The sequence below is a fragment of the Kordia algicida OT-1 genome, assembly GCF_000154725.1.
Lineage (GTDB): Bacteria > Bacteroidota > Bacteroidia > Flavobacteriales > Flavobacteriaceae > Kordia > Kordia algicida.
Window position 1 is genome coordinate 3,460,507 of sequence record NZ_DS544873.1, and the last position, 15,431, is coordinate 3,475,937.

At 32.0% G+C, this 15,431-nt stretch carries 7 protein-coding genes; 2 read left to right on the plus strand and 5 right to left on the minus strand.

Going from position 1 to position 15,431, the window contains the following annotated elements; translation table 11 throughout:
• Nucleotides 1–506: 506 nt before the first annotated feature.
• The 3 genes from KAOT1_RS14845 to KAOT1_RS14855 are packed head-to-tail and all read right to left on the minus strand — an operon-like array spanning nt 507 to nt 9,480.
• Nucleotides 507–743 (minus strand): hypothetical protein, encoded by a 237-nt coding sequence (locus KAOT1_RS14845; RefSeq protein ID WP_007095673.1) that lies wholly within the window; start codon nt 741–743, stop codon nt 507–509.
• Between the two features lie 12 nt (nt 744–755).
• A complete protein-coding gene (locus KAOT1_RS14850) occupies nt 756–6,278 on the minus strand; it encodes a DUF6443 domain-containing protein (protein WP_007095674.1) in 5,523 nt (1,840 codons plus the stop codon).
• 13 nt (nt 6,279–6,291) lie between these two features.
• The gene (locus KAOT1_RS14855) at nt 6,292–9,480 is read right to left on the minus strand and encodes a hypothetical protein (protein ID WP_040559596.1); all 3,189 of its coding nucleotides are present in this window, start codon (nt 9,478–9,480) and stop codon (nt 6,292–6,294) included.
• 334 nt (nt 9,481–9,814) lie between these two features.
• On the opposite strand from KAOT1_RS14855, the gene KAOT1_RS23445 reads away from it, so the two are divergent.
• A complete protein-coding gene (locus KAOT1_RS23445) occupies nt 9,815–10,201 on the plus strand; it encodes a helix-turn-helix domain-containing protein (RefSeq protein ID WP_007092873.1) in 387 nt (128 codons plus the stop codon).
• Nucleotides 10,202–10,206: 5 nt separating this feature from the next.
• Nucleotides 10,207–11,106, plus strand: a complete 900-nt coding sequence (locus KAOT1_RS14870; RefSeq protein WP_007092993.1) for an IS3 family transposase — start codon at nt 10,207–10,209, stop codon at nt 11,104–11,106.
• 64 nt (nt 11,107–11,170) lie between these two features.
• Here KAOT1_RS14870 and KAOT1_RS14875 read toward each other — a convergent pair whose 3' ends face one another.
• Together KAOT1_RS14875 and KAOT1_RS14880 are read right to left on the minus strand one after the other, a co-directional pair.
• The gene (locus KAOT1_RS14875) at nt 11,171–12,580 is read right to left on the minus strand and encodes a DUF5689 domain-containing protein (protein WP_007095676.1); all 1,410 of its coding nucleotides are present in this window, start codon (nt 12,578–12,580) and stop codon (nt 11,171–11,173) included.
• A 64-nt stretch (nt 12,581–12,644) separates the two neighbouring features.
• Nucleotides 12,645–15,422 (minus strand): carboxypeptidase regulatory-like domain-containing protein, encoded by a 2,778-nt coding sequence (locus KAOT1_RS14880; RefSeq protein WP_007095677.1) that lies wholly within the window; start codon nt 15,420–15,422, stop codon nt 12,645–12,647.
• Between the last annotated feature and the right edge of the window lie 9 nt (nt 15,423–15,431).

A 15,431-nucleotide genomic window follows, 5' to 3' on the forward strand; every position in this document is an offset into this window, starting at 1 on the left:
TTTTTGCATCTCGACTCCGCTCGATATGATAGGTTTTGGGTATTGGGTGTTTGGTATCGGGTGTTTGGTTGGAGCCTTTTGCTCCTTTTTTGTGGATTTGTTTTAATATTAATACTACATCAAATAAAAAAACAAAATAGAAATCATTAAGATAATTATACTTAATGAGCTTAGCAACCGAAACAACCATTATCGTCAGATGATATATCTATTTGATAATTCATACATAAATAGGATAATGAACAAAATAGTTGTAAAAACATAAAACCAATCGAATATTTCTGAGAAATTCATTATAAATAAAAAAATTGACACTATCCATTTTTTTGTTTTGGAAACATTTAGTATTTATACAAGATTTACTTTATGGTAAGTAAACCATTATAATATTTGGATATAGAACAGAAATGTATAATGTATTCATTGATTAAAATAAAAAGACTCAGGACTGGATTCAATCCTAAGTCTTTAAATCTTGCGCAATTTGTATAATACCTTTTTAAATTTTATTCATTGGGCAACTCATAGAGAATACTATTATCGTTCTTTTCCTCGTCCGTGTATGCACGAAAACCACCTCCTACCAAACAATCATGCTCTTCTGCCCATGAAATTATCATTTTTAGTAGTTCTGATGGAACGTTTATGTTAAGCATTCTATCATCAGAATCATGATACAAAGCAAATTCGAATCTCCATGCTTCTTGTATTTTTTTAGTTTCTTTTACCACTTTTTCACTCATTTTCTTTTATTTTTAAAAACCTGCTCGATCCATAATGGCTTTAATTATTGCTCTATTTGTATTATTACCTTTTGCACTATAAGGTATTGTAGTAAACAATTGTCCTTCATCGAATACTTTGATATGTTTTGCTCCATTCTCAAGTTCAAAACCAGCTTTTTTAGCTAATTTCTGAAGCAATTCCGAGCCTTGCTTGCCTTTAGCATAGCGTGCATTATTAGCAATCTTTGCTAATTTAGCAAATAATTTATTTGTATCTGCCCCTATACTTTTTTTTATGATAGGGTACATAACCTTTTTATTTAATCCAGTTTTAACTGCAACTTTAGTCGCAAGCGTTTTTCCCCCTTGATAAGCTACACTTCTGCCTCTTATGAAAACCTTAGCTCCTTGATATACCCATTTACCTCCTTTAAAAACCCATCCCATTGGAATGAAATTAGTACCTACTTCAAAAATAATTTTTGCAACAAAACCAGTACCATCGTGCATGTGTTTAATTATAGAATTCAATTGAGGTTTATAATAGTTATCATAATACCATTGTGACCAAGCGCTGCCATATTTACTATCGTAACGATAATCAGTTCCGTATCTTTCATTGTACTCTTCTAAAGTTAAATCACCATATATATCTGAAGAATCCGTCCAGTCTTCAAAGCCATATCTTATATATGCAGGCATTTTATTTCGATTAGTACCTATAACAGTAACTGCATCTAATTCTTCAGGGTTAATTAAATTTGCCCAAGCAAAATCATCATCACCATCACCTTCACTATCTGCCCCTGAAGGATCAGCAAAATATATAGGATTATTATCAAATGCTTGGTATGGAGAATAGTTGTAGTGTATTACTGGATCTAAAACCATCCAACGTCCTAGAGCATAATCATACTGACGGAAATCCATTTCTAACATATCTAATCCTAATCCGTCATTTGACTCTTCTATTCCATTAAACCCATAATTGTGGTCTCTACCAACTATACTTCCGTTATAGCCTTTATGTTTTAATCCAAAAGGGTAATAGTGATTTTCTTCTTTAATTTCAGTAGAAAAATCTATACTTCCATCTAAATTCATATCTTCATAAGACAAACGGATATTTCCTAAGTGATCTTTATATTGAAATGTGTAATGAAATGATTCTAGTAGTGTTGGATCAGTAGTGTTAAATTTAGGCTCAACATAACCTTCTTCTGTATTAAAAAAGATTAAACTTTCTGGAGTCGTATCTTTATAAATATAATTTCCTGCATAAAAAGTTTGTTGTGATGTTGAAGAAGTATTGTTTCTTATTTCTTTCTCTAGCTTTTCTCCTAATGCGTCATATACGTAAGATATTTCACTTCCGTCTTGAAATAATATTTGTTTTGGAAGATTAAGATGGTTATAGCTGATTGATTCAATTTTTTTGTTTTTGTCAACTATTAGGTTTCCGTTTGCATCATATTCAAAATCATTTCCTACAGTATTTCCATCGTTAAAACCATATTGGCTAGCACTTGTATCATCAACAAACGATAGCTGATTACCATCATATTTATAATCAAGAGCATCCATTGTTCCAAAAGACGAAGCCTCTTCATCTAGATGTCCTTTTCTTTCTAGTTTTATAATATTTCCATTTAGATCATAATTAACGTACTCTAAATTATATCTTCCCGTATTGTCAGTTGCTTTTACAATTCTGTTAAGAGCATCATAGTCATATACATAACTTTTTATTGTAGTATTTTGACCTCTTGTTCGCCATGAAGTACTACTTATATTTCCATCAAATAGCGCTTTATTTGGATCATAGATATTATTATACGTAAGTAAAAAACTGAATAAATCATTACTTTGATAGTTTTGATTAATCCCTTTTAACCAACCCCTAATGTTGTATGTATAATCAACTTCTTGGAGTTCTTTTTCTAAATCAACTAAAACTAAATCTTTTATTTTTCCTTCGGATGTGTATATTGAAATATCTCCTAATAATGTATTACCTATATCATTAATTTCAGAAACATAAAACACTTCTCCATTTTTAGCATAGTATATTTTTGCATCCCTTCTTTCAATAGTAAATTCATCTCCTGCAACATAAGTAGTTTTATCTCCTCTGTTACTTCCATTTTCGTAAACTCTGACTATTCCATGAGCTGTTGTATTTATAGCATAATCTATACTAGAATAACTGCTATTTCCAACAGTATCTGCCAAGCCAACCATAGCATAACTATTTCTGAAAGGGACATTATAGCTTAAATAACCATCGCCAGTAATAGAATTACTAGTTGTCAATGCTCCATCCCATCCATTAGAGCCATTTTTGGTAATTAAATTATCTGTTACAGTTACATTATTTTCATTAGTATATGTGCTAATTTTAGGAATTACACCTCCGACTTGTTTTTTTATAAGTTGTCCAAGATCGTTAAAATTATTTCTGGTTATCAGTTGTTTATTTTCATTATTTATTTGTTTTGTTTGATATAGTAGTCTTAAATTTTTATCAAATACAAACTCATCATTTGTTATAATTAGACTTCCATTAGACTTTTTGTGCGTTGTTTTAGCTTCCAAAATCGTTCCTACAAAGTCTAGTCTATTACTAAGAGTTTCGTGAGTATCCAAATATTCATTAAAAGATGTTACATGAACTATTCTTCTTTCCTCATCGTAATAAGATGTTAATGTTTCCCATTTATTAGTATCAAGCGTTCTTATCTTACTTCCTGTTAATAAACCTTTGGTATTATTAGAATATTCGTTACCATAAGTGGAATATCCAATATGTAGATTTTCTATTTTTGTTCCATTCTCACAAAAAGAAGCACTACCTATGAGTTCTCCAGAATAATCTGTAGTTACCGCATGAAAAACTTCTTCATTTTTTTTGAATAATACTTGGTTCTCAAAACGTTCAATTTTAAAAGTATCTCCTATTTCAAAGTAAGTAGCTGGAAAAGATTCAATAACACTACCATTGTATACATACACTCGATTGAGACCTCCATAACCAGTATAGATTCTATAATCTATACTACTATAATTAGTCGCAGAAGCAGTAGCTATATGAGATAGACCAACCATTACTCGTTTATCAGCTTGAGTAACTGTGTATTCTACATATCCATCTCCTTCAATGGTAGCATCTGTTAACAATCCTGCATTTGTCCATGAAGTACTGCTAGTTTTTTCTAAAATATTACCATTTTGTGTTATTCCAACTTTAGTTGTATCACTATTTTCTTGAAGTGAACCACTACTATCCCAAGAATAATCATCAAAATAGTTTATGGTTAAAATATCTATAATCTCATCTCCTTGCGGATATACATTTGCGGTGTAGTATATATTTGTCCCATTATAAGTATTGACTGTAGTAGTTTTTGATTCAAAAACATTTTCTTCTGCTGCTGCATTAAGCCTAACATCACTTATATGGTCGTCATTTATATAAATCCCAGTGTAAACAACTCTGTCATATCTGTCATATTTAGTAAATAACCATTTATTTTCTGCTCTAAGGTTTGCATCTTGTGTTAATACCGGTCGATCTAATCTGTCATAAACAATATACTCTATTCCTTTTGCAGGAATCCTTCTTTCAATTACTCTATTTCTGTAATCATATTTGTATTGATAACATAATTTATTTAAATCATTAGTATTAATACTAGTGTTAGAAGCAACTAATGGTGGCAATACATATGTTAAATTTCCAAAATCGTCATAAACATAATATGTATCATGCTTATCCTCGCCATTATAAGCACGTTCTAAAACAGTTCGCCCTTGTTTGTCTTGAAATATTTCTTTGGTATGATCTTTAATGTTTATAAGGTTAGGATTCCAGTTTTCATCTTTAGTTATTGTCTTTCTTAGAGAAGAACTTGGATACAATCCATTATATATTAATTGAGGGTTTTCTATATTATCACCTATATGATTTACCTTATACATTTTAACATTATCTGTCACATCAGTGGTTGAAGATGTATTAAGTTCATATTGTCTTTTATTTGTATGATCATTATCACTACTAGTATCGACTTTCCAAGGATCTCCAGGAGCTCCTGCTTCTAAAATCAAATTTAAAGGAGAGTCGTCTCGTATTACTTGTGTATAAGGATTGGTTGTATTTTCATACTCAGCAGTATCGTAATAATTATTAGTATTAGCCAAGCTATTTACATCAAACAAACCTGAACCTGTTGTACTAACATATGGTAAATACTCTTTCTCCACTTCTCCATTTCCATTGTATTCTTGATGTGTAATAATATCTTTTCCTAATGGAGAACTCTTAATGAAGTTTTGTTGTTGAGATCTATTTAAACCATCAAAATATGTTATTTTTTCCAACAGATCATTATCAATGACATTTTCTAACTCATCTTTTTGTACTTCCGATTTATAAACTCTCTCATAGATATAGTTTTGAGAATCATTATCAAAATCATAGGTTATTTGAGTACAACCATTATTTCTAGTTCCTGTTTCCGTTGGACACTCATCAAAGTAACAGTTAGTTATATAGCCTTCAGGCTTATAACAAGATTGAATAGTGTCATTTAAATCTCCAAAACCATCATCATCACCATCTGCATACCAAGTAATTGGCGTTATATTAACCATAGCGTTTGTATCATTACAATCATCAGAATTTATAACATATTGTGATGGCTGAGTACATGAATTTATAAAAATATTTACATCGCCATAACCATCGTTATCTCCATCATAATACCAGTTTATGGGAGCTGTAGTTACATTTACATCATAGCTGTTACAATCTTCATTATTAGGAGAAGTTGCTGAGTATGGTTCTGTTGTATCAGGGCAACCAATTAGTCTAATTCTTTTATCAGAAACTGCAGAACCGCCATAACCATCATTGTCAAAATCAAGATAGTATATTTCAACGTTTGTAGGTAAATTAGCATTAGTATCGTTACAATCAAAACCGAAATTATTATTTACCCATTTAACATTATTAACATCTGTATAAGAAGTTATAATTTTAGTTTCGTTAAATGAATTACCATACATATCATACAGAACTAGATCGTCAAAAGTTCTGGAAATACCTGGTTCATATCCTCCATGTGAATAACCTGCCGCATGAACTTTAAAGAAATATGAATATTCATTTTTATTTCCATAACCATCTAAATCGGCGTCTTTGTAATATTTTTCAAACTCAATATACTTATAGCCTGTATATGTATTAGTACTTATGTAAACTCGTTTTGATAAGCGATATCCCCAATCTCCCCACCCAAGGTAGTCGTATGGATTACTTACATCTCCAGAAGCAATCCAAGCAGCCCTCTCATCAGCTGTCATTGTATTTACCTGTAATACAAGGTCAAAGAAATTTTTTCTTTGACTTGTATTCATATAAAAGTAAGACTCTAAGCCTGTGTTAGGCTGGTCCTGAATATGATATATCGGTAATAGATATGGATTATCAAATTGTGCAAATACATTCCCACCAAAAGTAAGAAGTACAATTAAAAAAAATAGTTTTTTCATAATAGTATATATCTTAATTAGTAGTGTTTAGATTTTTAGTATTGTACCTGTACTCTTTGAGAATATTATGTTGTTTATCTAAATCATATAATTTCCGTGCAAATAGATCAAATTCTACTCTGGTTCCATTTCCTGTTTCATCCAAAGAACTTGTTATTCCTTGATTACTATAAGTACGTGTAGCTACAGTTGAGTTTTTAGGCTTTACAATTACTTCATCTATGCATAAGACTCCTATTGGCTTTTCTATGGTAAGCATACCTCCAGTATGCAGATAAGAATTAAAAGACCAATGATTTCCTTTATATGTCCAAAAAGAAACTTCATATCCTGCAGGAAAATTTCCAAGTAAAAGAGTATTTCCATTATATACATATTTACCTGAAAAGGCTTTATTAAATTTTACTACACCAGTCTCTGATAGGTTTTCAAAACTCTTTTTTAGAAAAGTATTTGAAAGGGAACGCGTCTCTAAAATAGCATCTACCCTTAATCCGCCATACTCATTGCTTCTTTGGTAAAGTGTATGTGTTTGAGATTTTAAGTCTTTCTCAATCATGAGTTTTCCTTCAGTACTATACTCGTACTCTGTAATATACTCTGCAAGTGAAATAAAGTTACTGGATGCATCAAAAGAAGAAGAAATAAAAGTTGCCTCAGTATAATAGGTACCAGTATTTTGATTTCCTAAAACCTCCCCTATTTTTTTAACTTTTCCATCTAATAAATAATTAAATACCTGAGATTTTTCTAGTTTCCATACAGTTCCAGATTTCACCCATTTATTCTGTTCTACTTGAGGATTTTTTAAGTGTAAGCCTTGAAAATCATCTGGTAAATTATCATACTCTGAAAGATATTTAAAATTAGTTTTTTCAAACTCATCTCCGTTAGCAGAAGTAATCATTTCCTTTACTCTTGTATAATCGGTAGTATTTAATGAACCATCTAATTCATTAAGATATATGAACGTAGTTTCATAACTCAACTCATTTCCATCTTCAACGTAATCTTTTTTTACAACACTCTTTAGTACATCCAAAGTTTTGTATATAGGATAGCTTTTAACTACATACCTATATAATGATGGATTAATATGATTTGCTTGTAAATGGACATTGTCAAATTCAAAGGCATCAATTATCCCAAAATTAACTGTATCGTAGTTATAGAGTACTTCTTTTACTTTCTTACCTTGACTATCATATTGAGTAGTTTTACTCATTTTTTTTGATAGGTTAAACCCACTTATAGACGGTATAAAGTTGTGTACAGTAGAACCTTTTTCTGCTAATCCATTTGTAACATTATGATTAGTTTGCGTTACTTTTGAGTAAAAAGAACCTGAATCAATTTGAGTAAATGTTTGAAAGCCTAAATTCAATATTAATTGATCTAGTAAAGGAGTTTCCTTTAAAAGGTCATAAGGCATACTACTTACATTGTAAGATGTAAGATATGGATACTGATAGTGATCTATAATTGGATCCTGCTTTGTGAAATATGTTTGCCAAGCTTGTTGATAGCCTTCATAATATCCTTGTGAGTATCCATTTGGTGGGGTTACTCCTTGATTATATTGTGAAGTATCATATACAGGTAAGCCAAAACCTTCAGGGTTATCATACTCATACTTAACATGTTTAGCCAAGGAATTTACATTGTCATACGTCAATATTTCTTTAATTAATAAACCTCCATAGTAGATATTATTATAAGTGTTTTCTTTGTATTTGTATTCTGTTTTTCCACCTGTAATATTGGTAATAGTCTTTAACATTCCTCTAGTCAGTGCAGCTTCGTCTGGCATTCTATCCGCTATACCCTGAAAAATATAAATAGGGGTAAAATTTGATTCATTATTTGAGAAAGCAGAATTAGGATATCCAAAAACATCTTGAGCATTACTTATAGGTGAACTTGTAGATCCATCAGAATAGTAATCAAACTTTCTATATACTATATAATCTTTATGATTTCTTCCATACTTTAAAATTTTCTTTAACTTGAATATTCCTTCAAATGTATTTTGATTTCCTGTTTGTTCAGTATACTCAAATTTGTAACCAAAAACATAGTTCCCTTGGTAATCGTATATCTTAATTTCATCTAATAACTGGACTATTTGTTGTTGAAGCTTATTATAAATTGGTGTACTTGGTCTTTCATTTATAGGAACTTGTAAATTTGTAACATAATCATGGTCCTTATAGGTAAATTCTACTATTTCATTTTGTGTTATAATTCTTCGTATGTCTTTTCTTGAAACATCTTCTACAGAAACATCATAATAATACCCTTCAGTTACTATTGGATCACTTGAAGAAGGGACTGTTTGCGGATTGCTATTGGTTTGTCTTCTAGTAGCTTTTGCATGGGGCATAAACTTGTATAACTTAGTTTCATCATACTCAAAATCTATTTCTTCATTATTTATATCTGTCACTATTTTATGCAAATAGTAATTTTTGTAATCTGCAGAATCTATATATGAGTCAGTTCGCCTTCTTAAATCCCAAGCTCGCTCTCTTTTAATACCTTTTCTAAATTTATAATTAACACCATTTCTTCCTGTAAAAGTAATATCAGCTTCTAGATCATTAGCATATTCAAAATCACTATTAACTGGATATCTATATTGACTTAATAGTTCTAAGTTTGTATAAATTTTATTGATATTTTTACTCTGATTAATTAGTACAGGCTCTAAAAAAGTTCCTATTGTAGTTTCTTTATGCTCATAGATAAAGTTTGTATAATCACCATTACTCAAACTCATCATAAATATATCAGGAGCAGCATCAATCTTTTTTAATAAATCCTTCATAGTTGACGATTGCCCTACAACTATATTTTCCTGATAATCGCTCAAATTTGAATTATGAAGCCACCCATTCTCTGATTCATCGACTAAATGATTTATTTTTTTACGAATTTCTCCTCCAGCGTTTAATCGCCAATTAAATCCTACACTAGTAGGCATTTCCGAGACTTTCTTTCCTTTACTATTGTAAGATAAGTATATAGGAATTTTAGTTCCATCTATACGAACAGTATGAAGAGGGATTCTTATATTTTTCCCACCAGAACTATCATCATCATAAGATGTCCCTCTATCTGTATTAACATAGTCATAATTTTGAGAATGCACAACAAGGATAGCACTCAAAAACATAAGACTGAACAAATAACTTTTTTTCATTGGTTTGTAATTATGCATTAATTATATTTCAAACCAAAACTATATAATTTATAATCTTAATTTAATTTAAATATATAGCGTAATTTTTAAAGCGTTAAACCTACTTTTTTAAAAGAAAATTCTTTCTTTTAAAATCAATAAGCACTTGTATAACTGAGTAGCCTTAAAATAGATTCAAACAAAAACCAAGCTTCTTTGCAATAAGGAGGTAAGAAATTAACTTGAAAAAAAACTTTTTTAATTTTATACAAAAAAAGAGCGCTATTCCTAGCGCTCTTTTTTTGTATAAAATTTGTCTCGTCCTGAAATAGCGTTACACTAAATTTTAAGCGTAATGAAAACAAATTATGTAAAACGTACTCAAAAAGATTATTCATTATCTTTTAAACTCCAAGTAGTTCAAGAGATTGAACAGGGCAAACTGACACGCTCACAAGTCTTATCAAAGTATGGTATACAATCTGGATCTACCATCAGAACTTGGTTAAAAAAATATGGTAACTTTGATTGGCATAATCAAACTCCACTTTCTATGACAAAGACTCCAGAACAAAAGATTTTAGAATTAGAAGAAAAAATCAAACTGTTAGAAAAGCAGAAGGCTCGTGCAGAACATCTGGCGGAGCGTGCTGACAAGAAAGCTATTTTGTTTGATATGATGATTGATTTAGCAGAAAAAGAGTTTAATATTCCTATCAGAAAAAACTCCAAACCCAAGTAATCGATATGTTTAGAATACATTACAGAGAAAGTATCTCATCTACTTGTGAGTTACTTGGGGTAAGCAGGCAAGTATATTACCGAGCGATACGTTCAAAAGAGAAACGACAGTGTATTGCTAGTGATGTGATAGAGCTGGTTCAATCTGTTAGAATAGAGCAACCACGCATTGGCACAAGGAAGTTATATCATATTCTACAAGAGTCTTTACGTAGTTTAGGTGTCGGCAGAGATCGTTTATTTGCTATTTTAAAGGCAAATCATATGTTGATTAAACCCAAGCGGAGCTATCATATCACTACTAACTCTCATCATCGGTTTAGAAAACATAACAATGTAATAGAGAATTTAGATGTAAACAGACCAGAACAAGTTTGGGTAGCAGATATTACCTATGTAGGTAATCGAGCTAATCCCATGTATTTATCGCTTATTACAGATGCATATTCTAAGATGATCGTTGGGTATTATCTATCCAATACCTTAGCAGTAGATAGTTCTATAAAAGCATTAAAGCAAGCTGTTAAAAACAGAAAATATCCCAAGGAAAGGCTAATACATCATTCTGATAGAGGTTTACAATATTGTAGTAATCAATATCAAAGAATATTAACTAAGAGTCATATTAAATGTAGTATGACAGAATCCTATGATCCATATCAAAATGCAGTAGCAGAGCGAATCAACGGAATCTTGAAACAAGAGTTTTTAATGGGCACCTCTAAAATAGACATCAAACTAATGAAGAAAATAGTACAACAGAGTATTAAAGTTTATAATACCAAAAGACCGCATTTATCATGTCAAATGCTAACTCCAGAACAGATGCACAAACAAAATAAAGTCAACATAAAAACCTATAAAAGAAAAAACACAGATAAGACAGCTGTCTTATCTGTGTTTTAACTATTTTTAATCCTAAATAACTGTAACGGTTTTTTAGGACGGGTCAATTATGTTTTCAAGAATTTTACATTCCTGTTACTTTGATGTCATCAATGTGATATCTTGTTTCAGCTCCACCATCAGCTCCTAAATATTTGAAAGCAACGTGTACGTCTCCGTTTAAACAAGAGATATTTAATTCAGAAGATACAAAGCTACCAAATCCGCTTCCTCCTACTGGAATGTTAGCGTCAAGTAATGTCCATTCTGTTGTTGTTGGATCACCTGTGTAGTTTTCTGTAATGAATGCTTCTAGAATTGTTCCTGTTTCAAAGTTTGCAGAGATTTCAAAAGATAATTCTTCTTGCGTAGTTCCGTCTAAGTTGATTGCTGGCGTAACTAACCAAGCTTCTAATGGGCTTTCTCCTGTTCCGAAAGCAGAAATTTTCATGTATCTGTCTCCACTAAATGAACTGTCTTCATAACGCTCAGAACCTCCTGAAACGTTTACGTTTGTCCATCCTAAAGCGTCTAATTGTGCTTCATTTGTAATTGCTTGGAAATCTTCTTCAAATATTGTTGTTGCTGTAGAAACTGGTCCTGTACAGTCTAATACATCTGGATCACAACGAACTGTTTCTGTAAAGTTTACATCCGCTAAGGTATTTATTACTAAAACATTGGCATCATCACCAAAATCTCTTGTAAAAATTCCTTGAATCGTTCCTTTTCTATCGTCTATTGTTAATGACTTGAAATCTGCAAACGTACTTGTTTGTAATGCAATAATTCCTCCGTCAACACATTCTTCAAGATTTCTGAATCCGTCAAAACTATCAGATGCTTCACCAGCGTATGTTGATCCAAGAACGTTTAAGCTAAATTGTACATCATTTAATTGAATTAATGTGTTTTCATCAGCTTCTGTCAATTCACCAACTGTTGTTGATTTTGGTGTGATTTCTGCTACTTCTGTACTACGCACTACGAAACTGTCTAATTCAAATGGTTGAATTTGATCGATGTCGTTTCCATTTGGTTTTCCAATAGCGTATACTCCGTTTTCAACTCCAATAGCCAAACCATTCATTTTGATGTATACTTTTCTACCAAACTCGTATCTTTGGAATAATCCAGACTGGTTGATATCTACGCGGAATCCTAATCTTGGATCAGCTGCATCATCAGACGCGTCTTTTTTGTTTTGAATTACTATTTCTTCGAAGAAGTTTCCAGCTTGGTCGCTAGATACTACATATCCTTCAATAATAATTTCTGCTTCATCAAGTGCAATTTCTGCGATATCGTCTCCGCTTGCTACAGCTTGTTGGTATCGTGCTACCATATTCTGGAAAGTAGCGTTTGCTGTTAATCCTGGATCAACAGTTGTTGTTCCTGTAGGAATTGCAAATTCATCGTCTTGAACACAAGAAGTAATAACTAATCCCATAGTTCCTAAGACAGCTATTAAACTAAAAATTTTATTTGCTTTCATTTGTTCGATTTTATTTTTTTCTGCGTTATCTAAAGATACGCAATCTTTAATTTTTTTGTTTTGTTTAGAATCTAAAATATAAATTTAAGAAATATGTTCTTCCTCTACCATACCAATATCTGTTACCAAATACTCTTGTTTCTAGTGCAGAGTCGTCTCTTAATTCTCTGAAGTTAGCATTTCTTCCTTGCTCAAAACCTCCAGTTTTGTATTCTTTGTCGAAAACGTTGCTAATACTTGCAAAGAACCCAACGTAGTAATCTCCTAATTTCCATGATTTTCCACCAATAAGGTTTACTAACATGTAATCGTCAAATTGTTCTTGTCTTAATAATTCACGTGCCAATTCTGGATTGTAATCATTAAATGGTTGTCCGTCAAAATCTGTGTAAAAATTACTACTTCTTTGTAATGGACTCACATCAATATATGCGTTAGAGAAAAAGTTGGTTGTCGCTCCAAACCACCAGTAATCTGGATCTCTATATTCAAATCCTAAAGAGAATGCTCTTTGTGGTCCACCGGCAATTTTATAATCTTTTAATGAAGATTTTCCTAAGTACAGTGTTTCTTCAAAATCTTCTGAAGATAAGTATAGGTCAGGATTGTTGTCATACGTAAACTGACCAACAGAAGCAACACCTTTTAATTTGATGGTTGATGTTACTTGTGCTTCCAATCCAAGTTCTCCTCCAAAATGTCTTTTGTCAACTCCTTGTAAGATTTCTTGAACAAACGCTTGATTGTCTCCTCCAATACCATCTGCGAAGAAGAACGAAATTTCGTTTGCATCTTCCATTTTTGTGTAATATCCAGTTAATCTTGCTTTGATTATTGGCGAACGGTAGATGTAACTTGCATCAAAAGAAGTAATTTTTTCTTCAGTGATGTTTGGTACGATATCGTGATTTTCTCTTGAGTTGGAATAAGTGTTACGAATTGAAGGTGCTTTTGTGATGTATCCACCGTTGAAATCAAATAAGTGACGTCCCGTTAATTTATACGTCAATCCCGCTTTTGCTCCAATTCCTGTGAAAGATAATTTTTCACCTTCACCAAATGATTTATTTGGGAAACCACCGTTTCTGTATAATCCGATACGTTGGTATGTTGTATTTTTTACACTACCAGCTACGAAGAAATCAACTTTTTTGTATTTGAATTGTGCTTGTGCAAAACCTCCAATAGTATTTGATTCGATATCAAACGCATAGCGGAAACGATCTCCTTCTCCTACCAATCTGTTAGGATTGTTTAAGTCGTTTTGAACACTTCCAGGATCGTTTGCTAAATCATCTGCAAAGTTATCAACATCCAAATAACCACGCGCTCCTAATAAATCTGTTACTTCTGCGAAGTTTTCAGATGTTAGTGAAGTGAATGTAGCACCTGCATTTAATGTAATGTTATCATTAATTGCCGTATTTAATATAGTGTTTGCTGTAAATTGTCTGTCGTCAGTTCTATCTTCATATACTATATTGATGGCATTTCCTCCAGCAACTAAGTTACTTTGGTTTGCTGCATATAATCCAGCCCAATCAATTTGTCCTCCATTTACGAAAGCTTCTCTTGCTCCAAACTCTAACGCTGGATTTTCAGGATTGTTTCTCGCGAAGAAACTTGGTAATTTTTGGTAATATGTTGGACTCACATTTACACCGCTTCCAATTGGAAAACCGCTTGCATCAAGGTCCGTACCTCCAAAGTCAATACGACTTCTTCCTTGCTCACCAAATTGATACGCTACGTTTGTGTTTAATGTAGTGCTTTCACCAATATTCCAATAATGATTTAACATTAAAATAGGCTCTACAACTCTACGAACTCTTGAGTTACGCTTTTCACCATCTTGATATCCCCAAAAGTCGTTATATCTAATTCCTTTTAAGTCAAAAACTTCTTGTGTGTTTGCAGAAGATTGACCTCTCCTGTTTGGTGCGTAGATTCCTGTGAAATTTAAGCTGTGCTTGTCGTTTAATTTCTTTTCAACTGAAACGAATAAAGAATTTGCGTCATAGAAAGTACCGTCGTTAAAACCTTCATCTCCCCATCTTCTTCCTGCTGAAACTGTATACGCCCATCCACTTTCTAGTAAACCAGAAGAATATGTTGCCATAACTCTGCTCGTGTAACTTCTATCAGATGAAGATATGGTAACTCTACCACCTTTTCTGTACTGTGAAGCTCTAGTGTTAATGTTTGTTGTTCCTAAAATACCACCAAAAGTATAATCTGAAGCACTTAAACCATTTGTAAGTTCTTGATTTCTTACAACATCATTTAATCCTCCCCAATTACTCCATTGTGGTCTTCCGTTGAACTGTTTGTTCATTTCAATACCGTTAATCAGTACTGTTCCATTTTCGGAATCTAAACCTCTTACTCTAAAGAAGGTAGATCCAAATTCAAAAGCGGCAGTTCTTAAGAATATATCTCTTGAAGATTGTAATAATCCAGAGATATTGTCTGCTGCTGTTGAGTCATCATTCAATTCATCGTCAGTCAATGAGATCAGTGTCACATCTTCCTGAACGAATCTTTTTAACAAAATTGTCCCTAGATCAATTGCTTGACCATCTGTAACTGTTACTGGCATTCTTAGAATTGCATATCCGTCTTTTTTGAAAACGACATCCACTTCGCCTGCAACCACATTTGTTAATTTGAAGACTCCAGATGCGTCTGTAACAACTTCTTTATTATTGTTACCTGCAACTGAAACCAAAACATTTTGAATTGGGTCATCTGTATTGGCATCAATTACCATACCTGTAATTGAATTTTGTCCGCTGACGAACCAAACTGATAGCAATCCAAATAAAAAAATAAATTTTTTCATACTGTAATT

What these genes read in the sequence shown, in the direction of transcription:
- KAOT1_RS14855 (WP_040559596.1), bottom strand. Translation starts at nt 9,480, where the DNA reads ATGAAAAAAAGTTATTTGTTCAGTCTTATGTTTTTGAGTGCTATCCTT.
- KAOT1_RS23445 (WP_007092873.1), top strand. Translation starts at nt 9,815, where the DNA reads ATGAAAACAAATTATGTAAAACGTACTCAAAAAGATTATTCATTATCT.
- KAOT1_RS14875 (WP_007095676.1), bottom strand. Translation starts at nt 12,580, where the DNA reads ATGAAAGCAAATAAAATTTTTAGTTTAATAGCTGTCTTAGGAACTATG.
- KAOT1_RS14870 (WP_007092993.1), top strand. Translation starts at nt 10,207, where the DNA reads ATGTTTAGAATACATTACAGAGAAAGTATCTCATCTACTTGTGAGTTA.
- KAOT1_RS14845 (WP_007095673.1), bottom strand. Translation starts at nt 743, where the DNA reads ATGAGTGAAAAAGTGGTAAAAGAAACTAAAAAAATACAAGAAGCATGG.
- KAOT1_RS14850 (WP_007095674.1), bottom strand. Translation starts at nt 6,278, where the DNA reads ATGAAAAAACTATTTTTTTTAATTGTACTTCTTACTTTTGGTGGGAAT.
- KAOT1_RS14880 (WP_007095677.1), bottom strand. Translation starts at nt 15,422, where the DNA reads ATGAAAAAATTTATTTTTTTATTTGGATTGCTATCAGTTTGGTTCGTC.